Below are 23,803 nucleotides of genomic sequence, written 5' to 3'. Positions count from 1 at the left end.
TAGTTAGTTTTTATAATAATAACAAAATTACGCCATCAACTCATCCAACACCACGCTAAAACCGGACAACACAAGCTGAGTCTTCGCCACCTCACCAGGCTTAAATAAAACTGTCGCACCTTGAGTAATTACTAACACCCAACTACTCTTCGGAAATAGCAGCCAAACTTCCAAACAACCAGACTCTAAATACTCCTGTGCTTTTGCAAAAACATCATCAGCAAAATCGTTAGGCGAAACAATCTCAGCTAGCAGCGGAAAACTCTGCGGCAAAACTGAAAACTCTCCAACTTGCGCCAACAGTTCAGGAGTAATATAAGATACATCTGGTATTCGCCCTTTTTTCAGAGTTTGACAAGTGACTTCCACATAAACCTCGCCCCCTTGCCCGCTTGAGATCATGTAACTTCTCCAGTAATAATCTAGCTTTGATTGAATGCGACGAGTCTTTGCAGTCATTCCCGGTTTCCCTACTACTTCTCCATTCACAAATTCTACAGGATGTTTGACTATCACTTTACCGTCTGCCCACTCCGTCCCGTCAGGAGGATTTTGCATCCATTCTTCCAAAGTTAAATCTAACTGTTCTACACTAAAACTTGTCATCTGATTCACCAATTTTACTGCTAGTATCGATTTTATCATATCTGCCAAAACATGAAAAAATCCTTGAATATGCGGCAGCTAGCCAGTCGCAGCTTGTTGGCAGATACCGCACAACCACAGTTGACAGTTGACAGTTGACAGTTGACAGTTGACCTAGAACGAAGAGGATTGGAGTAATGAATAGTCTGATTTTAATTTCTCCCGCTCCGGCGGGCGGGCTTTCAACCAATTCTTTCTGGTAATATATTCATAACGAACAAGTCAGCCAATGGCTATTAACCGAATTCTCGCATTCGCGCGCGTCGAAATGCCTGACTTGGCAAAAGATCGATCGCACCTGACAGCAATTTCTTGCGATCGGATGTGCCCGCAAGATACACTATATCCTTTGTCAGAAAGATGAGGTACTCATGGGCATAGGTCATAGGGCATGGGGCATAGGGCATACCTGACTTTTTTGAGAACCGCTATAGGAGGCAAATTTTTGACAATTTTGTTTCAAAATACCTCCGAATTAGAGACAAATCAACTTCGGAAAAATTCTGAGATTCAACCAGTTTCACCCACCTCTAACCACCTGCGCTTGCTAAAAAATCTTCTTCCCTCTAAGCAAAGCTAAAAAATGATTTTATCCAAACTTCTCAAAGCACTTAAAATGCAAGTCAAACGAGTTGCGTGCATTTTACTTGCCTTAAATCTACTGATATTAAGCGGCTGTCAAAATATTCCCCAAAATAGCGATAAAATTAAACTCACATTGTGGCACGGCATCAATCCCCCGCCCAATCGCGACGTATTTAAAACCCTCACCGACAAATTCAACCAAACGCATCCCCACATCCAAGTAGAACAAATTTACATCGGCCAGCCCGACCAACAACTGCCAAAAATTCTTACCTCAATAGTAGGAAATGCACCGCCAGATTTGCTGTGGAATACTGCCACAATGGCCGGCAAACTAGCAGAACTCCAAGCAATTAAACCGCTAGAAAACTGGCTCGACAAATCCCCCATCAAAGGCGAAATCGATCCCTCACTTTTCGAGTCAATGGAACTCGGCGGACACACTTGGTCAATTCCCCTCGCCACCAACAATACAGGAATATTTTACCGTCCCAGCTTGTTTGCAGCAGCAGGAATTAAAAAAGTGCCGCAGAATTGGCAAGAATTAAAGCAAACAGCCCGATCGCTCACACAGGACACCAACGGAGACGGACGCACAGATCGACACGGCATAGTGCTCCCCCTAGGCAAAGGAGAATGGACAGTATTCACCTGGCTGCCGTTCATGTTCAGCGCAGGCGGCGAACTCGTGAGAGAAACATCTCAAACTCCCGTACCCCAAATAGACAACCCGGGTTCTCTCGCGGCCTTGGAATTGTGGAAGGACTTGTTAACAGAAGGTTCGGGAATACTGTCAGCACCCGAACGCGGTTACGAACTCGATAACTTCATCGCGGGTAAAGTCGCAATGCAAATCACCGGGCCGTGGACTCTAGCACAATTGCAGCAAAGCGCGATCGACTATGCAGTGATGCCTATACCCGCCCTCAAGCGCTCCGCCACTGTTGTTGGGGGTGAAAACCTATTTTTAATGAAAACCTCGCCAGAACGCGAAAAAGCAGCCCTTGAATTCCTAGAATACGTTCTTGGCGAAGAATTCCAAACAGCCTGGGCGTTCGGCACAGGTTACTTACCAATTAACTTAAAATCGAGAGAGAGCCGAACTTATCAAAGTTTTGTGAAAAAAAATCCTGTTTTGGGAGTATTTTTAGAACAAATGAACTCAGCCCGATCGCGCCCAATTATCTCTGGTTACTCTCGCGTGTCAGAAAACCTTGGCCGCGCCATAGAAGCAACTCTTCTGGGCCGCAACCCCCAAGACGCTCTTAAAGAAGCTCAAGACCGTTTGACATTAACCTTAGATATTGCAGTCAAGTGAGATTGGGCATTGGGCATTGGGCATTGGGCATTGGGCATTGGGCATTGGGCATTGGTCAGTAGTCATTGGTCAGTAGTCATTGGTCATTGGTCATGTTTTGCGAACTTAATAACTCGCGAACCTTATTAGTCATTAGTCATGTTTTGCGAGCGTCCCCGCTCGCGAACGTTATTAGTCATTAGTCATTAGTCATTGGTAATTAATAAGACAAATGGCGATTACTTTACGAAATTCGACAATCGCTCTCTGGCAACAATCACAGAAAAATAGAAAATGTTTTTTTGATGTAAATTCTTTGTTTTCACTGTATTCGACGAAAGACTTGAAGGCTCGATTAACGGGAGCATCTCAGTTTTGCATTTAGATAGATAGTGAGAGCGTCCCCGCTCGCGTATCGTATAATACGCCAGCTCGCGACAGCTCGCACTATAAGAAAAAAATGCTTTTTACAAAAATGAGATGCTCCCCGATTAACGATTAACGATTAACTCGATTAATTGGTTGAAAATCTCATGAAAATCATTCCAACCTGCACTTACAATCAGAAACCGAGTTTCTTGCCCCGCACTTACCTGAAAGCTCAGATGTTGCGTGGGTGTTATCGGTTCGTTAGATATTATTGACCATGGTGCAAGATGTTAGAGTGAATAGAGTTGCGATCGCCCGACACGAACAGACACCCGCAGTCGCTCGGTCATAAATCTTTAGCGAAAACCAAAAATTAACAGACCGAATGCTTAGCCATCACAGATATATTGGCAAAAAACAGAGGCTCCCGAAATTTATGCCCAGATGCGGTCGCACAGCAAAAAAAACAGAACCCTCAACGGCTCCACAAAAAATTATCTCAACAGGTTATTCCCTACCTACCACCCATGACAAGCGAATTTCTGTATGTGGTACAAGCCCCCAGATTTATCCGTGGAATCAATCCCAAATCTAAAATCGAAAATCCTCTCTTCCCCCGAATTTATCCGTGGGGTCGCCTCTAAAATCTAAAATCTAAAATCTAAAATCTAAAATCTAAAATCGATTGACCTACGATCGCCTAATAGAAAGATTTTTCCTACCCCGTGCCTGTCCCGTGCCACCTACTGATACCAAAACCAGCATCCACCTTTTCCCCAAACGACAATGCAGAAAAAGTTCCTTAACGCAATCAAAGGACATTCCTGGCGGTACTTCTTCGCAGTAGGGGCGATCGCCCTGATCTACTATTTGGCATCGCAATTCGCCATTGCCACCCTCACCCTGAGTTCAGAAATTTACCCCATGTGGCCAGCAGCAGGAATTGCTCAAGTCGCTCTGCTGCTGTTTGGGCGGCAACTGTGGCCGGGAATTGCGATCGGCGCCTTCCTGTTCATCATGAGCGCACCGGCGGCCAGCATCGGCACTGCTTTGATCTCAGCGGGCGCCAGAGCCTTGCAAGCGTGGACGGGAACTTATCTGCTACAGCGCATTAACTTTAGCGCCGGACTCGATCGACTCAAAGACGTTTTAGGAATAGTCGGACTAGCAGCCTTAGCATCTACCCTAATCAACTCCACCATCGGCAGCATCATCGTGTGCGTAAGTGGTTTCTCTAGCTGGAGCAATTTTGGGACGATTTGGGGTACTTGGTGGGTAGGAGACGCGATGGGAATTTTGCTCGTCGCCCCCCTGCTGCTGACGTGGCACAAATTACCCAAAAGCCCCACCCATCGCAAACAGATAGCTGAACGAGTTATTTGGCTGCTGCTGCTGCTAGCGATCGGCTGGCTCGTCTTCTGTTCCCGCACCCGCGCGGCCTACGCTCGCTATCCCCTAGAATACTTACCATTTCCCCTAGTAGTTTGGGCTGCCTTTCGATTCGGCCAGCGCTACACGGCCCTCGCCAACTTCATCCTCTGCGGCTTCGCCATCTGGGGCATCGCCCGAGGCAGCGGCCCCTTTCTCAAACACGCCAGCAGCATCCCCCAAGCACTGTTATCCCTGCAAGCCTTCATCGCCGTCATCGCCGTTACCGGCCTAGTCTTAGCCGCCACCGTCGCCGAACGCCACCAAGCAGAAGTCTCCCTGCGCGCCAGCGAAGCCAGCCTCGCCAACGCCCAGCGCATCGCCCAGCTAGGCAACTGGGACTTAGATCGCAACACGGAGCAATTGCGTTGGTCAGAAGAAATTTATCGCATCCTGGGAGAACGCCCGGGAACTTTCGATCCCAGCCTCGAAGCCTTCTTGAAATACGTGCATCCCGAAGATAGAGAATTGGTCAAAAGGTCGATCGAAGCTGCTATATTTCAGCAACAGCCTTACAGCATCGACTACAGGCTGCTACTCCCCGACGGGAGGAGCCGCACAGTCTGCGAACAAGCCGCCATCAACTCCCTCTACATCACCAGCACCGTCCAAGACATCACAGATAGAAAGCGCGCCGAAGCCGCCCTGAATTCTTCAGAAGAAAGATTTTCCAAGGCTTTTCACGCTTCTCCTGTTGGGATCGGCATCTGCACCCTCACAGACGCCCGCTTCCTCGATGCCAACGACAGCTTTTTGCGATCCTTAGGCTGGTTGCGGGAGGAATGTATCGGCCGCACCCCCACCGATTTAGGAATGTGGGTCAATTCAGAAGACGAGCGGCGGCTAGCCAACGTGTTGCGGGAAGAAAATTCGATCGGCAACCAAGAAATCAAAATTCGCACCAAAGCCGGCGAAGTGCGCGACTGGCTGATGTCAGGGGAACTCATCGACCTCGGCAGCACTCAGTGCGTTTTAATCATGACCAGCGACATCACCGAACGGTTGCGTTCCGAAGAATTCCGTCGCGCCGCATTAGCAGCCGAAACTGCCAATCGATCTAAAACCATCTTTCTCGCCAACATGAGTCACGAACTCAGAACCCCCCTCAATGCGATCATCGGCTACAGCGAGCTCCTGCAAGAAGATGCCCGAGACCTCGATGCCGAAGAGTTCATCGACGACCTCCAAAAAATTAACACTGCCGGCCAGCACTTGCTAGGGCTGATTAAAGATATTCTCGACTTCACTAAAATTGAAGCAGGTCACATCGACTTGCACATCGAAACCTTCACCATTTTAAATCTGGTGCAGGAAGTTGTCGGCACGATCGCGCCGATGGCAAACAAAAATAGCAATATCTTAGAAATACAATGCCCTGAGGATATTGGCTCGATGCAGAGCGACTTAACTAAACTCCGCCAGTCCTTGCTCAACCTCCTCAGTAATGCCTCGAAGTTTACTTCCTCGGGCGCGATTAGTTTCACCGTTACCCGCTGCGCCGAAACCCCCGCCGAGGCTTCCCAGAGACGCAAAAAACAAGGAGCCTATAGAGGACTTAACCCCTTAGAAAATAGCTCGTATTCCTGGTCTGCCTCTCAAGATTGGATTGTTTTTACAGTCAAAGATACTGGTATTGGCATGAGTTCCGAACAGTTAGTCAAAATCTTCGAGCCTTTCACCCAAGCCGATTCCTCAACTACTAAGAGGTTCGGCGGCACTGGTTTGGGGCTGACGATTACTAAGAAGTTCTGCGAAATGATGGGCGGAGATATTACCGCTTCCAGCGAGTTGGAAAAAGGTTCTACTTTTACAATTCGGCTGCCAGCTATCATCAACTAAATTTTATTTTTCCCGGAAAAGTATGATCGATAAGAAATTTTGTGAGTTGTTGTTGGCTGCTGCCAATTTTATTAATGACACGCTCTCGCTCCCAAAACCCGGTTGCTTCACCTGAGTCGAGCAGTCAGTCGATTTGAGACTTGAAATTTGAGATTTACTCTACAGATGAATCTGGGAGCAGGAACAGGAGTATAAAATTTTGATCTCTCCACGACAGGAGTACCTCGGACTTTATCAGTTTTTGGTGGCTCAAAAAACCTAGTTCTGGCAGAAACCGAGGTTGTCAGCGTCAGTTCACTGTGATAATATGATACAATTTTTAAGTAGGTGGCAGACATTTAGAGCATGGGTTTGTTGACGATGTAATTTTTTTAGACTAAATATAACTTAGGGCGATTTAAAAGATTTTGGATAACGCAGATGACAGCTATGGTTCTCGATAGAACCTGTGATAGAGTTAGATTGCGTACCTTGCCAGTCACTGTATAGCTGCGTATATATACTATTAATTAAAAAGATATACTGTAAAAAGTTGCCTACAAAGCGCCCGAAATTATGCATCCCTACCTCCAGCGCCAACTCGAACAGCTCGGTTTAGCCGGCGAGTCTCCCCCTCCCACTGCCGAGCAGTGGCAGCTATTCTTAGAGCAGGTAAGTTGTAGCTACGACGGCGCTCCAAGTCAGCAGCAACCCTCGGGATTAAAGGATTTTGCCTCTTCGTCCCCATCCTCTCAAGACTCTCGAACCGCTTCAGAATTCGATCGACTGCGATCGACCGTCAACAGTTTGGGGGTGGGATTGTGTATCCTTGACGGCAAGGGGTTGGTCATCTCGGTGAATCCAGCAGCCGAACGCTTGTTGGGCTGGCGAGAGTCGGAACTTGCAGGCATTTCGCTGCTAAATCGCATTGCCCCCCAGCAAAAGCAAGGCAAAAAATCCCCCGTTTTGAAGGCTCGGAAACAAAAAAACCACAAAAATGAAGATGGGGCGATCGCACATACACTATCTTTACAAGAGGCGATCGCCAACCGTCAACCTTGTAGCAATTGGGACTATGAGTTTCTATGTAGCGACGGGAAAATTTTACCAGTTTCCTATTTTTTCAATCCTGTAATTGAGGGTGGCGAAATATCAGTCTTGGTATTTTTTGAGCAGGGAGAACACCAGCAGCTCTCGATGCTGCAAGCCGTTTTGGACTCAACAGATGCGGGAATTATCGCGGTTGACACCAAAGGCAATGTATGCAATTACAATCAGAAATTTGTCGAGATGTGGGGTTTGTCTCACGCAGCAGGAAACTTGAGCCGATCGCCCGCAGGCAATAGTGAAAAAAACATCGCCACAGAATTCCCCTTCGCTAGGGAACAATTAAAAGACCCCCAAAGATTTCTCGAACGCGCGATGCAAGTGTCGGCCCAACCAGATGCGAAAATCAGCGACTTATTAGAATTTAAAGACGGAAGAGTTATCGAATTAAATTCACTGCCATCAAAAGTTGGAGCAAACACAGTTGGCAGAATATGGAGCTTTCGAGACGTTACCGATCGCCAAAAAATAGCACAATCTTTGCAGGAACGAGTAGAATTTGAGGCATTGATTGCTACTTTGTCAACCTATGCGATCGCTCTGCCCGGAGCGGACATAGATGAAGGGTTCGATCGCACTCTCCAAGCAATCGCCCAGTTCAGCCACTGCGACCGCAGTTACATATACTTGTTATCGGCAGACAAAACTCGCGCTCACAAAACCTACGAATGGTGCGCCGAGGGTGTTCCGACCCAAATTAAAGACCGCGCCCCCCAACAAATAGACATCGCCCAAATCCCTTGGATTGCAGAAAAGCTCGATCGCGCCGAAGGCCTGCACATTAGAGAAATCCGCGAACTCCCGCCCCCAAATCAAGCCGAAATAGCTTGGTTGACAGGCAAAAACTTAGCAACATTCCTGACAAACTCCTCCTCGGAAACAGCAACCGCTTCCGCAGGTACGATCGCACATTCGGGCAAAACCAAATTAAACAAACCTCAAAAAAATCTGCGATCGCTAATCGTGATTCCCCTAATTTGCAGTGAAAACCTACTAGGATTTCTCGGATGCGACAGTTACAAACCTGCTGCGAGTCGATCGACCGAAATATCAACTCATCTAAAAATGGTAGGAGAAATGCTCGCCAATGTCCTAGAACGCCAACGCGCAGAAACAGCTTTGAGAGCAGCCGAAACCAAATACCGCAGCATCTTTGAAAACGCAGCCGAAGGCATCTTCCAGACAACCCCAGACGGACGTTACCTCACCGCCAACCCAGCACTAGCCGGGATTTACGGCTACGAAACAGTCGCCCAAATGGTCGGCGAACTAGCAAACATCAGCAGCCAACTTTACGTTGACTCCAACCGGCGCGCTGAGTTTATAGCCCAATTGGCCGCGCGCCACCAAGTATCAAAATTTGAATCCCAAATATACCGCCGGGACGGCAGCACGATCTGGATTTCCGAAAACGCCCGCAGCGTCTGCGACGAAAGCGGCAGCATTTTGTACTTTGAAGGCACTGTCACCGACATCACCCATCGCAAACTTGCAGAATCCGCCATGCAGTCGGCCCTAGAAGCAGCAGAATCCGCCAACAGGGCAAAAAGTACATTTCTCGCCAACATGAGCCACGAACTGCGGACGCCCCTGAATGCCATCATCGGCTACAGCGAAATGCTCCAAGAAGAAGCCGAAGACTCCGGCGATGAAACCTTCGTCCCAGACCTCGAAAAAATTCGCGGCGCAGGCAAACACCTGTTATCGATGATCGATGACATCCTAGATATCTCTAAAATTGAAGCAGGTCGAATGGATCTCTACTTAGAAAACTTCGACATTCATGCCTTGATTGAAAGTGCTGTGGAGACAGCGAAGCCGCTAGTGGAAAAAAACGGCAACACGGTAGAAGTCTACTGTCCAGAAAATCTCGATACGATGCACGCCGATATGACCAAAGTCCGGCAAGTGCTGCTGAACCTACTCAGCAACGCTGCGAAGTTCACCAAAAACGGGAAAATTGCGATCGGAGTTGAAAGAATTACCAATGAACAATTAAGAATGAAAAATCAAGAGGAATCTGCCCAAATTTTAATTTCTAACTCAGAATTTTTAAGTTTTCGCGTCACCGACACCGGCATCGGCATGACAAAAGATCAATTGCAGCGAGTTTTCCAACCTTTTACCCAAGCTGACGCCTCAACTACCAAGCAGTATGGCGGCACCGGTTTGGGACTAGCTATCAGCCAGCGCTTCTGCCAGATGATGGGCGGCAGCATTGAAGCAAGCAGCACGTTGGGCATAGGCACTACTTTCACCGTACTCTTGCCCAGCGCCATCAAAGAACCGGAAATCCCCAACAAAGTCGGCGACAGCACTAGGACTGCGGACGCACCTGCTGTCGGCACGGTGCTGGTAGTTGACGATGACCCCATCTCCCAGGATTTGATCGAGCGCGCCCTCGCTCGCCAAGGACTGCACATAGAAGTCGCAGGTAACGGCGAGGAAGCCCTCAGGCTCGCGAAGCAACTGCGGCCAGACGCCATTACCCTGGACGTGATCATGCCCGGAATGGACGGCTGGGCGGTGCTGTCGGCCCTCAAGGCAGATCCTGACCTTGCCGAGATTCCCGTAATCCTGCTATCCTTTGTTGGCAACAAAAGCCTCGGCTTTGCATTGGGCGCTTCGGACTACCTCACCAAACCAGTGGACGGCAAACGGCTGGTTGCTTTGTTGAACAAGTACCGACGCGACCAAGAAGGCGTTGCGGCTCACAGTTTGCCCTGTCAGATATTAGTTGTGGAAGATGACGATGCCACCCGCAAAATACTGCGGCGGATATTAGAAAAACAAGGCTGGGCTGTGGCGGAAGCTGACAGCGGACGCACTGCTCTCGAACAGCTAGAAGTCGATCGCCCGCAATTGATTTTGCTGGATTTGATGCTGCCAGAAATGGATGGTTTTGAGTTGATCGCCGAACTTCGCAAGTCGCATTCAGAAGATCCTATACCGATCGTCGTAATTACCGCCAAAGACCTGACGACCGCAGAAAGTCAGCAACTCAACGGCTATGTCGATCGGGTTCTGCAAAAGGGAGTCTACAGTTGCGATACTTTGCTGCGCGATGTTCGTTCTATAGTGAATGACAGGCTCGATCGCAGGTATGACTCGAAAGGCAAGGAGAACACCAATGGCTAAAATCCTGTTGGTCGAAGATAACGAAATGAACAGGGATATGCTGTCGAGGCGTCTGGCCCGCAAGGGACATGAGGTCTTTATTGCTGTGGACGGTGCTGAGGGAGTGTCGATGGCCCTCGACAAAGTACCGGATTTAATTCTGATGGATATGAGTCTACCAGTGCTCGACGGCTGGCAAGCAACCCAGCAAATTAAGGCAGCTCCTCAAACTAAAACGATCCCGGTGATTGCGCTAACGGCTCACGCAATGGCGGGCGATCGTGAAAAGTGTATCGCAGCCGGCTGCGACGACTACGACACCAAACCCGTGGAGTTTCCCCGACTTCTGGGTAAGATTGAATTGCTTCTGAAAGAGGCCATGACTTGAGAGTCCCCGCCGTAACACCGATCGGGATTCTTAAGACATTAAAGCCTCAGTAGACTTTGAGTCGGACTTAAGTACCAAATAGTTTGCTAAACTTATCCACAGTTAATTACCTAGACGAGGTTTAACCATGTTTGCCGTCAAACGAGCGCTCAAATTGAATAATAGGGAAGCGACCTTGATGGCGAAACACGCAGGATTTCGGCGCGTGGTATTTAACATGGGGTTAAGTTTGCGGACTCAAATGTACAGTGAGGGGAAACTTACAGACTCAAAGGTGATTAACGAAATTAAAAAAGTTTTCACTAATTACGTCAAAAAGCACCCTGAATTCGCTTGGATGAACCAATTGTCTAGCCGAGTTTACCAAAACGCTTTGATTGACTTGAAAGATGCTTTTAGCCGATATCGTTCTGGTTCTTCAGGTCATCCAAAATTCGCCAGTCGTCGAGACGGTCAATCTTTTACGGTTGATTCATCTAACGGCAAAGTTTTGTTAAACGCTGGCAACACTATTAAGATTCCTACTCTGGGAACTTTTCGGCTTTACGAAGCCCTAGATTGTAGTTTTATTTCTCAAACTTTCACGATTTCAAAAGAAGGGAATCGCTGGTTTGTTTCTATCTGCGTTGATGCAGAGCGTCTCCCGGTTCAGCAGTCTGAAAGTTCTGTGGGAATCGATGTTGGTATCAAGTCATTTGCCACTCTGTCAAAAGGGCAGTTTTTTGATGCACCGAAGCCGTTAATAGCCCGTGCGAAAACAAAGCTTGCTACTTTACAGCGCCAAGCATCAAAGCAGGTAAAAGGCTCTCGAAATCAGCGTAAAACTTACAATAAGATTAGCCAGATTCATGCAAAGATAGCTCGTATTCGCCGAGATTTCCTTCACAAGTTAACAACTTATTTAGCTAAAACTTTTAAGTTAATTAAGATTGAAAATTTGAACGTCAAAGGAATGATGGCAAATCACAAGTTAGCGGGAGCAATATCTGACCTTGGTTTTTATGAGTTTAAACGTCAACTCGACTATAAATGTCAAATGTATGGAGCTAACTTGGTATTGGTAGACCAGTGGTTTCCTAGTACCAAAACTTGCTCAAATTGCGGCACAAAAAAAGATATGCCACTAAGCATACGGACTTTTGACTGTCCTGTTTGTGGCAGATATTTGGATCGCGATTGGAACGCCAGCATTAACATTTTAAATTGGGAACCCTCGGCTTGAGGGGGATAGCCTACTTATCTTGGGATAGCCGACTACCCAACAGCGTAGGAAGTAAACTCGTAATTGTATCTAAAGATGGCTTTAGATAGGTTTAGGTAAGTTTTATGAAGCAGGCAAGCAATGGCTAAAATCCTGTTGGTAGAAGATAACGAAATGAACAGGGATATGCTGTCGAGGCGCCTCGCCCGCAAAGGGTATGAGGTGTCGATTGCTGTTGATGGCGCGGAGGGGGTATCGATGGCGAAGACAAAAGTACCGGATTTGATTTTGATGGATATGAGCCTGCCGGTGCTCGACGGATGGCGAGCAACCCAGCAAATTAAAGCGGATCCCGAAACTAAAATGATTCCGGTGATTGCGCTGACGGCTAACGCTATGGCGGGCGATCGTGAAAAGTGTTTGGCGGCAGGCTGCGACGATTACGACACCAAACCTGTGGAATTTCCGCGACTTTTGAGTAAAATCGAAATGCTTCTGAAAGAGGCCATGCAATGAAAACTGACGACGGCAGCGTCCTGGTTGTTGACGATAATGAGGTAAACCGCGATTTGCTGGCCCGCCGACTTCAGCGTCAAGGCCACGCGGTGACTGTTGCTGAAGATGGTCTCCAAGCTATGGCACTGATGCGTAGTGAGCCTTTTGATTTGGTACTCCTGGACATTATGATGCCACAAATGAACGGCTATCAAGTTCTGGAACATCTGAAAGCAGACGAGCAGTTGCGCCACATCCCAGTGATTATGATTTCGGCGGTGGACGATATCGACAGTATTGTCCGCTGTATTGAATTGGGGGCGGAGGATTATCTTTCTAAACCTTTCAATCCAGTTTTGCTCAAGGCTCGGATTAGTGCGTGTCTGGAAAAAAAGCGGCTGCGGGATAAGGAACAAACTTATCTGCGGGAGTTGGCCGAGGAAAAGGAAAAGTCCGAGCGTTTGCTACTGAATATTTTGCCAGGCCCGATCGCCCAACGCCTCAAAGAAGGAGAAAATACGATCGCCGACAGTTTCGCGGAAGTGACTGTCATGTTTGCCGATTTGGTTGGTTTTACCAAGCTTTCGGCTCATTTGTCGCCAGCGGAGTTAGTGGAATTGCTCAACGAGATTTTTTCAGCTTTTGACGAGTTGGCCGATCGCTACGGACTTGAGAAAATTAAGACGATCGGCGATGCTTATATGGTGGTTGGCGGTTTGCCAAAAGTAAGCGACAACCATGCCGAGAGCATTGCAGAAATGGCGATCGACATTCTAGGAGCAATGGCTCAAATCCGCACCAAGGGAGGACAGCCGCTCAGCATCCGCATCGGCATCCACACGGGCCCCGTAGAAGCCGGAGTCATCGGCACTAAAAAATTTACTTACGATTTGTGGGGAGACACAGTAAATACAGCTTCCCGGATGGAATCTCAAGGCATTCCCGGCGGCATTCAGGTGACAGTTGCTACCTACGAGCGCCTGCGGAATAAATATGTTTTTGAGGAGCGCGGCGTGATTTCGGTGAAAGGAAAAGGCGATATGATGACTTATCTGCTTGTGGCCCGAAAAGGTGCATAATTGACAGTTGTCAGTTGGCAGTTGGCAGTTAACTATTACCAATTACCAATTACCAATTACCAATTACCAATTACCAATTACCAATTACCAATTACCCAATTACTAAATTGAAAAATGAACGTAAATTCTAACCTTTTAATGTATGCCCAATGGGCAGGAATTCTAACAGTAGCCTTGTTTGTTTTAACCATCGTAGCATTTATCTTGAAATGGGGTTTTCGCTTCCGATTGGTAGGAGTGAGCAGCTTTATGGCCGTCATTGCTGCGAGTATATTCGGTCTCGGTTTAGGACTGTTTTCGCGCACAGAAATTCCCGGTGCAGTGCGCTATTCTTTAGTTTACGATACTGGCGGCGCCCAAACTGTAGTTACCGTGCCACCTTCAATTACTGAATCCGAGTTAGAAGCAACAATGCAGCAAGTGGCTGCTGATTTGTACTCTCCAGGGCGATCGGGAAGCGGAAGAGATTACATGACAATCCGCGTTCGGACGGTGGTACATCCTGAGCCTGGTCTGTCTCAGCCGCTGTTTTTGGGTGAGGTGCGACGATCGCTCGCGACTAGGTATGATGACAAAATGGCGATCGACATCTACCCCGAAAAAGTCGCTATTCTGAAAAAGTATCAAGCCTAAAAATCAATTATTCGGCGAGTGAAACCGCTTCTACAAAAACAAAGTCCGCCTGCGCGGACTAAGATTCAGTTCAGAAACCGGGTTTTTAGGAAAAGACTTTATTGTAGCCGATAGATTCTATAAAAACCCGGTTTCTTTGGTCGAAGTGGGTAACTCCCGATCGCATACTAGATGGTTATCAAAAAAGGATATAATTATGACTCAAGATTCCGAAAAATTACTAACAAACCTCTTCAATGCTTGCAATCCATACGAGCCTTTATCGGCAGGCGATCCGCGATATGTTAACTGTGGGGAAGTCTGAGGAGATGACAATATTACCGTAGACCTGGGCCTAAATATTCAGCGTTCTCAAGAGATGACTTGTCAGTTGTATGCCGGACATTTTGGTGCAGGAAAATCAACCGAATTACGAAGACTAGAACAGTATTTGCAAGAACAAGGTTATTTTGTAGTTTATTTCGCCGCTGAGGAACAAGATATCAATACCGAAGATACGGAATATACAGATATTTTGCTGGCTTGTACCAGACATTTATTAGAAGCAATTAGACTTCTTGCAAAAATACTTAGGACGGGCTAGAAGCCCATCCCACAATTTTTTTTTCTTGTGGGATGGGCTTCTAGCCCGTCCCAAAATTTGATTAAAAGGACTTTTGCAAGAGGTCTATTAAAGATGCGGACTCAAAACCTTTACTCGATTGGATGAAAAACCGCTGGAACGATTTAAAAGATTTAGCCTTGACAGAAGTATCTTTTGAAACATTGAGCTTAGAAATGCAAATTGCTCAGTTTGCTAAACTGACGGCGAATGTGAGAACCGAACCTAGTCTGCGCCAAAAAATTAGAGAAAAAGTTAATCCTCACACTACCACGCTGATTGAGGCGCTGAATCAGTTTATTCGGAATGCTAAAAAAAGGTTGCCCGACAAATATTCGCAATTGGCAATAATTGCGGATAATTTAGATAAGATAGTGCAGTTTTCTAAAGACGGAGGGGAACGCAGCAATCTCGACGAAATTTTTTTAGACCGCAGCGAACAACTCAAAGCTTTAGATTGTCATATCGTTTACACCATACCAATTTCGATGGTGCATTCCAATCGCGCTGCTGATTTGAGTAATAACTATAATAATGCTCCACAAGTGCTGCCGATGATTATGGTAAACAATCCCAGCGGTGAAGTTAATCAAGCGGGACTTGCTAAAATGAAACAGGTGGTTGAGAAACGGGTGAAACAAGTCGAACCCAGTTTATCTCTAGAATTAGAAACACAATGGTTTGAAAACAGAGAAACACTAGAAAAGCTGTGTTTGATGAGTGGGGGACACGTCAGGAATTTGCTGTCGATGTTGCAAGAAGCTATAAATCGTACCCAAGATTTGCCAATTACTGCAAAAGCAGCGCAAAGGGCAATTACGAACTTGCGGAATATTTATAGAAGAACCGTTAACAAAGAAGAATGGTCAATTTTAGCGAAAGTATCTGTCTCTCACCGGATACTTAATGACAAACAGCACCGCGATTTGCTATTTAACCGCTGTATTTTGGAATATCGATACTATGATGAAGAAGAAGAAATGCAGAATTGGTATAACGTTCACCCGCTAATTAAAGGCATTCTGGAATTTAAGGAAGCAGTTGCACAACTTGAGCCATGACATCGGAAATCATTGATTGGGACGAAGATTTGCCACCAGCAACACCGGAGGAAGAATATGAATCTCTGGTACGCACTCTCAGACGGACAAATGGTTTCCGGTTGTTGTTTGTGGAGTGTGTGCCGTCGGAGGGGAAACGATTGATTGCGAAAGTTCAAACAGATTTCCCTCGGAAAAAGGTTGAGGTGTTGCCGCTGAATGAGTCGGTTTATAATTTTTATAATTTAATTGAAGAGTTGCCAAAACGAGATGAAATTAATATTTTGTTTGTGACAGGCTTAGAATATTCGTTTGATGAATACGAACGAGAAAAAAGGGCGATCGGATGGGAAAGCAAGGATATTTATTCTTACAGTTGGCGGGGAGTGCCACCTGTTTTAATGAATATCAACCAGCAGCGAGAGCGTTTTCTAGATAATTTTAAAATTTGTTTTGTTTTTCTTTTGCCTAAGTTCGGTATTGAATATTTTATTCATCGCGCGCCGGACTTTTTTGATTGGCGATCGAGCTTATTTAAGTTTTCGATGGATCAGGAAAGCTTGCAAGCCGAATCAATGCAGGCTTGTTCGGAAAGATGGCAGTTAGAAGAATATCTAGCTTTGACTCCCGAAGCGCGGAAACGGGAATTGGTGAGGCTTCAAGGTTTAATTGATGAGGATGGGCAAACATCAGAACAAAAAGCTGAATTGTTTTTTGAACAAGCTTTATTGTATCGCTCGGCTGAAGATTATGCAAAGGCGATCGCCTCCTACGACAAAGCCTTAGAATTCAAACCAGATAAACACGAAGCCTGGATCAATCGGGGCAGTGCACTGGATGATTTAGGCAGGCTAGAAGATGCGATCGCCTCCTACGACAAAGCCTTAGAAATCAAACCAGATTATCACGAAGCCTGGAACAATCGGGGCATTGCACTGCGTAATTTAGGCAGGCTAGAAGATGCGATCGCCTCCTACGACAAAGCCTTAGAATTCAAACCAGATGACACATCTGCATTTTATAATAAAGCTTGCTGCTATGCGTTGCACAGTCAGATTGACCAAGCTATTCAGAATTTGCAGCAAGCTATCAATCTGAATCCTGATGAATGGCGAGAAATGGCAAAAACTGACTCGGATTTTGACAGTATGCGATCTGATGTTCGGTTTCAAGCCTTGATTCAAGGATAGGGATTAGCCGTTGGGTGGGGGCGGGTTTATGAGATTGTTAGTTATTGGCAGAAATTGTTGGTGAACCCGCCCCTACAGCATCACAAACACTTTATGATAGATTAATAGCGAGGTAAAAGATGACTCAACTAAATGTAACTGTAACTAATGACAGATTTCCCGAACTCATCGCCCGCGTTGAGGATACTGGAGAACGAATTGTCATAGAACAGGAAGGAAGGGCGATCGCTGCTATTATTACTTATGCCGATCTGAAGCGGCTAGAAGCATTAGAAGCCGCCCTGATTGACAAAGCAAAACTACAAGAATATGAATGGCTAAAAGCTGCGATCGCAAATCCAGCCTTTGATTCTCTGAGAGACTCAGCGGAAGATATCTACACTTTAGCTGATGGCTTGCCATTCCACGACTCAGAATGGATTAAAACAGCGATCGATCCTAATTTTGGTTCGATTCTCGACCCCCAAGAAGACATTTATACTATAGCTGACGGTAAACCATATCTAGCTTAAATATCTCCCTTATTTCTTAGTCCGCGTAGGCGGACTTGGTTTGTATAGACGCGGTTTCAACCGCCGGGTCATCTGCCGTGTCCTGATTTCGGGTTATATTAACTCCGATGCAACGGAATTGATATAACGAATAAATACTCAGAAACCTGGTTTGTTTGCAAAATCGGGTTTCTGCCGATCGCCATTACTTACTCTTTCAACCTAATTCTGTCATCTTCATCGCCCTTTCCACTCTTCTACGCAATTCCCGAAAAATTTTAGTAAAAATCCATACATCCAAATCAACACCGAAGACAAAATTACTTAGAATTCAACGATAAAAAATTGCAAAAGTTCTCCAATTTAGGTAAGATTGTCAACAATAACAAAATTAAGGTACAATCGCCACCATTAGATGGCAGATGGCGAAAAACATCGCATATAAAAGAAAAAACGACAATTTTACATACTGAGGTGAAAACCCTTGCAAAAGTTAGCTAACAGAGAAAAAGCGATCGAATCTGGAGAACAATCCATATCACCCAACGCCCAAAACGCTCAAACGTTCTACGATCGCGGAAACGCCCTAGAATCAATGGGACGCTTGTCCGCAGCGCTCGAATCTTGGTCTAAGGCGATCGAACTCGAACCAAAATTTCACGAAGCTTGGTACAACAAAGGCGTAGCCTTCAGAAAGTTGGGACAGCTACCCGAAGCAATCTCCGCTTACAACAAATCTTTAAAAATTCAACCAAAAAATGCAGAAGCGTGGTACAATCGCGCGAACGTGTTGCGGAAGCTAAACAGACTCTCAGAAGCGATCGCTTCCTACGAACAGGCGATCGAACTCAAGCCAGACTATCACGAAGCTTGGACGAACCGCGGCAACACCCTCGTCAACTTAGAAAAATTCTCAGAAGCCCTCGCATCCTATGACAAGGCGATCGCCATTCAAGCAGACTACTCGGAAGCTTGGTACAACAAGGCATTTGCGCTGAAACACTCCGGGCAAAATGCAGCCGCGATCGCTTCCTACGACAAAGCGATCGAACTAAAACCAGACTTGCATCAAGCTTGGTACAACCGCGGCTTAGCCCTAGCCGAGGAAAAACTCTACGCCGAAGCCGTTGCTTCCTACGACAAAACTCTGCAACTGCGCCCGAATTCCCCGGAAGTCTGGAACAAACGCGGCACGGCGATCGCCCAAATGGGACAATTTGAAAACGCGATCGCATCCTGGGACAAAGCGATCGAACTCAAGCCAGATGACAGCGAAACCTGGTACAACCGCGGCTTAGCTTTAGTAAACTTAAAACGCTTTCAAGAAGCAATCGCTTCCTGGGACAAAACCTTAGAGTTGCAGCCCAACAACATCGAAGCCTGGTACAACCGCGCTGTCGCCCTCAAAAAAATCGAACGCTTTACCGAAGCGATCGCTTCCTACGATCGCATTATCGCCATTACACCCGACGATCCAAATCTTTACTATCAAAAAGCCTGCGTCTACGCCCTAGAAAAAGCAGCAGGCGATCGCAAAAACAGCCCCAAAGCTGTAGAAACCAGCATTCAGAAAGCGATCCAAAACTTATCAAAGGCGATCGAACTAAATCCGGAAAAATACAGGAAACTATGCCAGAATGACTCTAAATTGCGTACAATACGGGAACAGGTGCGGTTTTTAGCTTGATTTCAGGGTAGCAAATGATTGATGGATACCGATGCCGCACTGCAACCTTTGTAGGCAAAACAGCACCACAAACCCCAATCATGCAAACCCTAGACAAAACTCAAGCAAAATTCGCTCAACTCGCAGCGCATCTCAGCGAAGTTACCGACATCGAATCAGCCTCGTCACTGTTGCATTGGGATCAGGCGACTTATATGCCCGCCAAAGGTGCAACTGCGAGAGGCCGTCAGTTGGCAACTCTCAAACAAATATCCCACGAAAAATTTACCGATCCCAAAATAGGTGAACTCCTAGAAGACTTGCGTTTCTACGAACAAACCCTCCCCTATGACTCTACCTCAGCTAGCCTGATCCGCATCGCCCGCAGAGATTACGATCGTGCCGCCAGAGTCCCCGCCACCTTCATGTCCGCACTCTGCCGCCACCAAGCCGACTGCTACGAAGTTTGGGCAACAGCCAAAGCAGCCAACAACTTCGCAGCCGTCGAGCCATATCTCGAAAAAACCTTAGAATTAAGCAGGCAGTACGCCGACTTTTTCCCCGGATACGAACACATTGCCGATCCTTTGATCGATCGCAGCGACTACGGCATGAAAGTATCCCTGCTGCGCCCGCTGTTCGCCCAACTGCGTCAAGAATTAGTACCCATAGTCGAAGCCATCACCTCACAACCTCCCGCTGACGACTCCTGCTTGCACCAAAACTTCTCCGAAGCTCAACAGCTAGAATTCACCCGCACAGTCGTACAACTCATGGGGTATGACTTCCAGCGCGGACGGCAGGACACCACCCTGCACCCCTTCATGACCAACTTCTCCATAGACGACGTACGCATCACCACCCGCGTCTACAAAGATCACCTCGATCAAGCCCTCTTCAGCAGCATCCACGAAGCCGGACACGGCCTCTACGAACTCGGCAATTCCCCCGAATTTGAAGGTACGCTACTCGCAGGTGGCATTTCCTCCGGCGTGCACGAAAGCCAGTCGCGGCTTTGGGAAAATCTAGTCGGGCGCAGCCGCGGTTTTTGGCAGTATTTTTACCCGCAATTGCAAAGCCTATTTCCGCAACAGTTGGGCGCAGTATCCCCAGACGCATTTTACCGCGCCATTAACAAGGTCTCGCGATCGCTCGTCCGCACCGATGCTGACGAAGTAACCTACAACCTCCACGTCGCCATCCGCTTTGACCTAGAATTGGCAATGGTAGAAGGCAAATTAGCAGTGCGAGACCTCCCCGAAGCCTGGAAGGATCGCTATAAAACAGACCTCGGCGTTGTCCCCGCTACCGACAGCGACGGTGCGATGCAGGATGTTCACTGGTATGTTGGGACGATCGGCGGAATGTTTCAAGGTTACACCCTCGGCAACTTGATGAGCGCTCAATTCTACGAAACCGCACTCAAAAACCATCCCGAAATTCCCGCACAACTAGAACAGGGAAACTTTAGCGTACTCCACGACTGGCTCAAACAAAACATCTACGACCACGGCCGCAAATACACTGCCGTCGAATTGATCGATCGCGTCACCGGTTCACCTTTAACTATCGATCCGTTTGTGCGCTACATTCGCCACAAATACGGCGAATTTTATGTCATTTGAGGGAGAGCAATTGCCTATTGCAGACTTTAAAATGAGATTAAAAAAAGTAGGCGCCTAAAAAAAGGGTGGTACTAATACAGTATCGCCCTTTTTTAGAGCGAAAATCAAAAATCTCAAATAAGGGAGTATCTATGTCTGAACTCTTTGAGGCTGTTATTTGCAGCGACGAAAAAACCGACTTGCGGCAATTTGCCAGCGATTTGCGGGCTTTGGGAAACAAATATTTACTGCGAAACGATATAGTTAGCGCTTTTGCCGCCTACTGCACCAAATACGAAAAGTCCCAACAGTTTCATCAATCCTCTCATTTGAGCAAACTGATTTACTACGTTCAGGAAATTATTCTCGAACCAGGCAGTCTTTGCGTCCTGCTGCGGCCCAAAATTGCGACAATGGAAATAGTGCGAGTTGGAGATGACTTGACACTGGAGCCGATGACAGTGCAAGAATTGCTCGACGTGCGCGATCGCTTCGTCAACCACTTTCACCCCCAAGAAGGCGACATCCTCGAACTAGATTTCGGCCCTTTTTACGACTATTCCCCCTCCATACGCGACCCCAAGAACATCGGCAAAGGAGTGCAATTCCTCAACCGCTACCTCTCCAGCAAACTGTTTCAAGACTCCAAACAGTGGCAGGAAACTCTATTTGATTTCTTGCGTATTCACCGCTACAACGGCGTACAATTACTAATTAACGATCGCATAAAATCTCAAGAACAACTTTCAGAACAAGTCAAAAAAGCCCTCACCTTTGTCAGCGAACTTGCTGAAGATGAACCCTACGAGAGATTTAAATTCGTCCTGCAAATGATGGGTTTGGATGCAGGTTGGGGAAATACCGCAGCCCGCGTGCAGGAAACTCTAGGAATTCTCGACGAATTAATTGATTCCCCCGATCCCCAAACCCTAGAAGCATTTATTTCTCGGATTCCGATGATTTTCAAAATCGTCCTAGTTTCTCCTCACGGCTGGTTCGGTCAAGAAGGAGTGTTGGGGCGTCCGGATACGGGCGGTCAAGTAGTTTACGTGCTCGATCAAGCGAAGAATTTAGAGAGACAACTGCAAGAAGACATTCATCTTGCCGGTCTCGATAGTTTAGGTGTAAAACCAAAAGTAATTATTCTCACCAGGTTAATTCCAAACAGTGATGGCACGCGCTGCAACGAACGTTTGGAAAAAGTTTACGGCACCGAAAATGCTTGGATTCTGAGGGTTCCCTTCCGCGACTTCAATCCCAAATTGACTCAAAATTGGATTTCTCGGTTCGAGATTTGGCCTTATTTGGAAACTTACGCGATCGATGCGGAAAAAGAACTGCTGGCTGAGTTTCAGGGCAAGCCAGATTTAATAATTGGTAACTATTCTGACGGAAATTTGGTGGCATTTTTGCTGTCTCGCAAACTCAAAGTTACTCAGTGCAATATTGCCCACGCCCTGGAAAAATCTAAATATTTGTTCAGCAATCTCTACTGGCAAGAATCTGAGGATAAATACCATTTTGCGCTGCAATTTACTGCGGATATCATTGCCATGAATGCGGCTAATTGTATTGTCAGCAGCACCTATCAAGAGATTGTCGGCAAACCGGATAGTGTCGGGCAGTACGAATCTTACAATTGTTTTACCATGCCGGATTTGTACCACGTCGTCAACGGGATTGAGCTGTTCAGCCCAAAATTCAATGTCGTGCCGCCGGGAGTGAACGAAAGCGTGTATTTCCCCTACACGCGCAACGAAGATAGGGTGCAGGGCGATCGCGATCGGCTCAACGAACTGCTGTTTACCCTCGAAGACCCGGAACAGGTGTTCGGAACACTCGACGACCCGCAAAAGCGCCCTCTGTTTTCGATGGCCCGGCTCGATCGCATTAAAAACCTGACAGGCTTAGCAGAATTGTTTGGCAAAAGCCAGGAATTGCAAGCAAAATGCAACTTAATTTTAGTAGCCGGCAAGCTGAGAGTCGAAGAAACCGAAGACTACGAAGAAGCCGAAGAAATTAAAAAACTTTACGCAATTATCGAGCAATACAAGCTGCACGGTAAAATTCGCTGGCTGGGAGTGCGGCTGTCCAAAAGCCTGTCCGGTGAAATCTACCGGGTAATCGCCGACGGCCAAGGTATATTTGTACAGCCAGCCTTATTTGAAGCTTTCGGCTTGACAATTCTCGAAGCCATGATTACCGGGATTCCGACTTTCGGGACGCAGTTTGGCGGGCCGATAGAAATCATTCAAGATGGAGTAAATGGGTTCTATATCAACCCGACCAACCACGAGGAAACTGCCCAAGAAATTCTCGATTTTTTATCGAAATGCGAACAGAATCCCAACTATTGGTACGAAATTTCAACGCGAGGAATTGACAGAGTTTACAGCACGTATACTTGGAAAATTCACACTACCAAGCTGCTGACTCTGGCCCGGACTTACGGTTTCTGGAACTACTCGTCCAAGGAAAACCGCGAAGATATGCTCCGCTACATAGAAGCGCTGTTTTATCTGATTTACAAGCCGAGAGCGAAGGCTTTACTGGAGGAGCACGCACAGCGATAAGTGGGAAGTTTTGGTTTGTAGGGGCCGGTTGAGACAAAAAAGTGTTAGAGCGATCGACTGGGTACGTTTAGGTACGTTGTTGCGCTTCAGCGCTCTTTCGGCGTATATCGGAGCGCTCAAGCGCAACAACGTACCTTGATTTCAGGTGGATCCTAAGAAATCGACTAGGTAAGTTGTTGCGCTTCAGCGCTCTTTCTGATAGATGGGAGCGCTGAAGCGCAACAACGTACCTTGATTTCGGGTGGATGCTAAGAAACCGTTAGGACGTTCTTAATGGCCCAAACATCAGCCATGGATTCCTTCTTCCTTTCTCCTTCTATCCGTTACATTCTTTACTGGCATCTGCTGCCGAGCTTCCTTTGTGTCGTTCGCCGGCGACGGGGTTTGAAACTGTAACTTAATTTATGGACAAAGCTACCCATCCTTGACTATTTGGGTAGCTTTGTCCGCAACTCGGGCGATCGCACGAGACTATT

17 protein-coding genes are annotated in these 23,803 nt (G+C 46.9%); 16 read left to right on the top strand and 1 reads right to left on the bottom strand.

Annotated features, from left to right (window positions below; translation table 11 throughout):
• Positions 1 to 27: 27 nt before the first annotated feature.
• Positions 28 to 606, bottom strand: a complete 579-nt coding sequence (locus tag JGK14_RS17135; protein WP_293212021.1) for a Uma2 family endonuclease — start codon at positions 604 to 606, stop codon at positions 28 to 30.
• A 268-nt stretch (positions 607 to 874) separates the two neighbouring features.
• On the opposite strand from JGK14_RS17135, the gene JGK14_RS17130 reads away from it, so the two are divergent.
• From JGK14_RS17130 to JGK14_RS17055, 16 genes are all read left to right on the top strand, one after another.
• Entirely contained in the window at positions 875 to 1,009 is a 135-nt protein-coding gene (locus JGK14_RS17130; RefSeq protein WP_293184189.1) for a hypothetical protein, read from the top strand.
• 219 nt (positions 1,010 to 1,228) lie between these two features.
• Positions 1,229 to 2,548: an ABC transporter substrate-binding protein gene (locus JGK14_RS17125; RefSeq protein WP_293225365.1), complete on the top strand. Its 1,320-nt coding sequence runs from the start codon at positions 1,229 to 1,231 to the stop codon at positions 2,546 to 2,548.
• A 1,134-nt stretch (positions 2,549 to 3,682) separates the two neighbouring features.
• Positions 3,683 to 6,163 carry an MASE1 domain-containing protein gene (locus tag JGK14_RS17120; protein WP_293225363.1) on the top strand — a complete coding sequence of 827 codons (2,481 nt, stop codon included), beginning with the start codon at positions 3,683 to 3,685 and terminating at the stop codon, positions 6,161 to 6,163.
• Between the two features lie 555 nt (positions 6,164 to 6,718).
• The gene (locus JGK14_RS17115) at positions 6,719 to 10,387 is read left to right on the top strand and encodes a response regulator (protein WP_325315302.1); all 3,669 of its coding nucleotides are present in this window, start codon (positions 6,719 to 6,721) and stop codon (positions 10,385 to 10,387) included.
• Positions 10,380 to 10,754, top strand: a complete 375-nt coding sequence (locus JGK14_RS17110) for a response regulator (RefSeq protein WP_293151805.1) — start codon at positions 10,380 to 10,382, stop codon at positions 10,752 to 10,754. The genes JGK14_RS17115 and JGK14_RS17110 overlap by 8 nt, the downstream gene beginning before the upstream one ends.
• Before the next feature lie 127 nt (positions 10,755 to 10,881).
• Positions 10,882 to 11,976: an RNA-guided endonuclease InsQ/TnpB family protein gene (locus tag JGK14_RS17105; RefSeq protein ID WP_325315301.1), complete on the top strand. Its 1,095-nt coding sequence runs from the start codon at positions 10,882 to 10,884 to the stop codon at positions 11,974 to 11,976.
• Between the two features lie 120 nt (positions 11,977 to 12,096).
• Complete coding sequence (locus tag JGK14_RS17100) at positions 12,097 to 12,471, top strand: response regulator (RefSeq protein WP_293151691.1); 375 nt, start codon at positions 12,097 to 12,099, stop codon at positions 12,469 to 12,471.
• Positions 12,468 to 13,529, top strand: a complete 1,062-nt coding sequence (locus JGK14_RS17095; RefSeq protein WP_293184199.1) for an adenylate/guanylate cyclase domain-containing protein — start codon at positions 12,468 to 12,470, stop codon at positions 13,527 to 13,529. The genes JGK14_RS17100 and JGK14_RS17095 overlap by 4 nt, the downstream gene beginning before the upstream one ends.
• A 114-nt stretch (positions 13,530 to 13,643) precedes the next feature.
• Positions 13,644 to 14,162 carry a Ycf51 family protein gene (locus JGK14_RS17090; RefSeq protein WP_293184203.1) on the top strand — a complete coding sequence of 173 codons (519 nt, stop codon included), beginning with the start codon at positions 13,644 to 13,646 and terminating at the stop codon, positions 14,160 to 14,162.
• Between the two features lie 358 nt (positions 14,163 to 14,520).
• Positions 14,521 to 14,745 carry a hypothetical protein gene (locus tag JGK14_RS17085; protein ID WP_293184205.1) on the top strand — a complete coding sequence of 75 codons (225 nt, stop codon included), beginning with the start codon at positions 14,521 to 14,523 and terminating at the stop codon, positions 14,743 to 14,745.
• Positions 14,746 to 14,867: 122 nt separating this feature from the next.
• On the top strand, positions 14,868 to 15,824 hold the full coding sequence (locus JGK14_RS17080; protein ID WP_293218849.1) for an ATP-binding protein: 957 nt from the start codon (positions 14,868 to 14,870) through the stop codon (positions 15,822 to 15,824).
• Complete coding sequence (locus JGK14_RS17075) at positions 15,821 to 16,993, top strand: tetratricopeptide repeat protein (protein WP_293184209.1); 1,173 nt, start codon at positions 15,821 to 15,823, stop codon at positions 16,991 to 16,993. The genes JGK14_RS17080 and JGK14_RS17075 overlap by 4 nt, the downstream gene beginning before the upstream one ends.
• 119 nt (positions 16,994 to 17,112) lie before the next feature.
• Positions 17,113 to 17,505, top strand: coding sequence for a type II toxin-antitoxin system Phd/YefM family antitoxin (locus tag JGK14_RS17070; protein WP_293192454.1), 393 nt, complete (start codon positions 17,113 to 17,115; stop codon positions 17,503 to 17,505).
• A gap of 463 nt (positions 17,506 to 17,968) precedes the next feature.
• Positions 17,969 to 19,171 (top strand): tetratricopeptide repeat protein, encoded by a 1,203-nt coding sequence (locus JGK14_RS17065; protein WP_293184213.1) that lies wholly within the window; start codon positions 17,969 to 17,971, stop codon positions 19,169 to 19,171.
• 80 nt (positions 19,172 to 19,251) lie between these two features.
• Positions 19,252 to 20,775 (top strand): carboxypeptidase M32, encoded by a 1,524-nt coding sequence (locus tag JGK14_RS17060; RefSeq protein WP_293184217.1) that lies wholly within the window; start codon positions 19,252 to 19,254, stop codon positions 20,773 to 20,775.
• A 131-nt stretch (positions 20,776 to 20,906) separates the two neighbouring features.
• Positions 20,907 to 23,327, top strand: a complete 2,421-nt coding sequence (locus tag JGK14_RS17055) for a sucrose synthase (protein WP_325315300.1) — start codon at positions 20,907 to 20,909, stop codon at positions 23,325 to 23,327.
• Positions 23,328 to 23,803: the final 476 nt, after the last annotated feature.

This window comes from Microcoleus sp. PH2017_28_MFU_U_A (genome assembly GCF_020738035.1).
In the GTDB taxonomy this organism is placed as follows: domain Bacteria; phylum Cyanobacteriota; class Cyanobacteriia; order Cyanobacteriales; family Microcoleaceae; genus Microcoleus.
Note: the sequence above shows the minus strand (reverse complement) of the source record. Positions and strands in the feature narration are given on the sequence as shown.

Bases quoted from the DNA above. Each gene is read 5' to 3' on its own strand.
- JGK14_RS17080 (WP_293218849.1), top strand. From the start codon at position 14,868: ATGAAAAACCGCTGGAACGATTTAAAAGATTTAGCCTTGACAGAAGTA.
- JGK14_RS17125 (WP_293225365.1), top strand. From the start codon at position 1,229: ATGATTTTATCCAAACTTCTCAAAGCACTTAAAATGCAAGTCAAACGA.
- JGK14_RS17060 (WP_293184217.1), top strand. From the start codon at position 19,252: ATGCAAACCCTAGACAAAACTCAAGCAAAATTCGCTCAACTCGCAGCG.
- JGK14_RS17120 (WP_293225363.1), top strand. From the start codon at position 3,683: ATGCAGAAAAAGTTCCTTAACGCAATCAAAGGACATTCCTGGCGGTAC.
- JGK14_RS17115 (WP_325315302.1), top strand. From the start codon at position 6,719: ATGCATCCCTACCTCCAGCGCCAACTCGAACAGCTCGGTTTAGCCGGC.
- JGK14_RS17070 (WP_293192454.1), top strand. From the start codon at position 17,113: ATGACTCAACTAAATGTAACTGTAACTAATGACAGATTTCCCGAACTC.
- JGK14_RS17105 (WP_325315301.1), top strand. From the start codon at position 10,882: ATGTTTGCCGTCAAACGAGCGCTCAAATTGAATAATAGGGAAGCGACC.
- JGK14_RS17055 (WP_325315300.1), top strand. From the start codon at position 20,907: ATGTCTGAACTCTTTGAGGCTGTTATTTGCAGCGACGAAAAAACCGAC.
- JGK14_RS17135 (WP_293212021.1), bottom strand. From the start codon at position 606: ATGACAAGTTTTAGTGTAGAACAGTTAGATTTAACTTTGGAAGAATGG.
- JGK14_RS17090 (WP_293184203.1), top strand. From the start codon at position 13,644: ATGAACGTAAATTCTAACCTTTTAATGTATGCCCAATGGGCAGGAATT.
- JGK14_RS17095 (WP_293184199.1), top strand. From the start codon at position 12,468: ATGAAAACTGACGACGGCAGCGTCCTGGTTGTTGACGATAATGAGGTA.
- JGK14_RS17085 (WP_293184205.1), top strand. From the start codon at position 14,521: ATGACTTGTCAGTTGTATGCCGGACATTTTGGTGCAGGAAAATCAACC.
- JGK14_RS17075 (WP_293184209.1), top strand. From the start codon at position 15,821: ATGACATCGGAAATCATTGATTGGGACGAAGATTTGCCACCAGCAACA.
- JGK14_RS17100 (WP_293151691.1), top strand. From the start codon at position 12,097: ATGGCTAAAATCCTGTTGGTAGAAGATAACGAAATGAACAGGGATATG.
- JGK14_RS17130 (WP_293184189.1), top strand. From the start codon at position 875: ATGGCTATTAACCGAATTCTCGCATTCGCGCGCGTCGAAATGCCTGAC.
- JGK14_RS17110 (WP_293151805.1), top strand. From the start codon at position 10,380: ATGGCTAAAATCCTGTTGGTCGAAGATAACGAAATGAACAGGGATATG.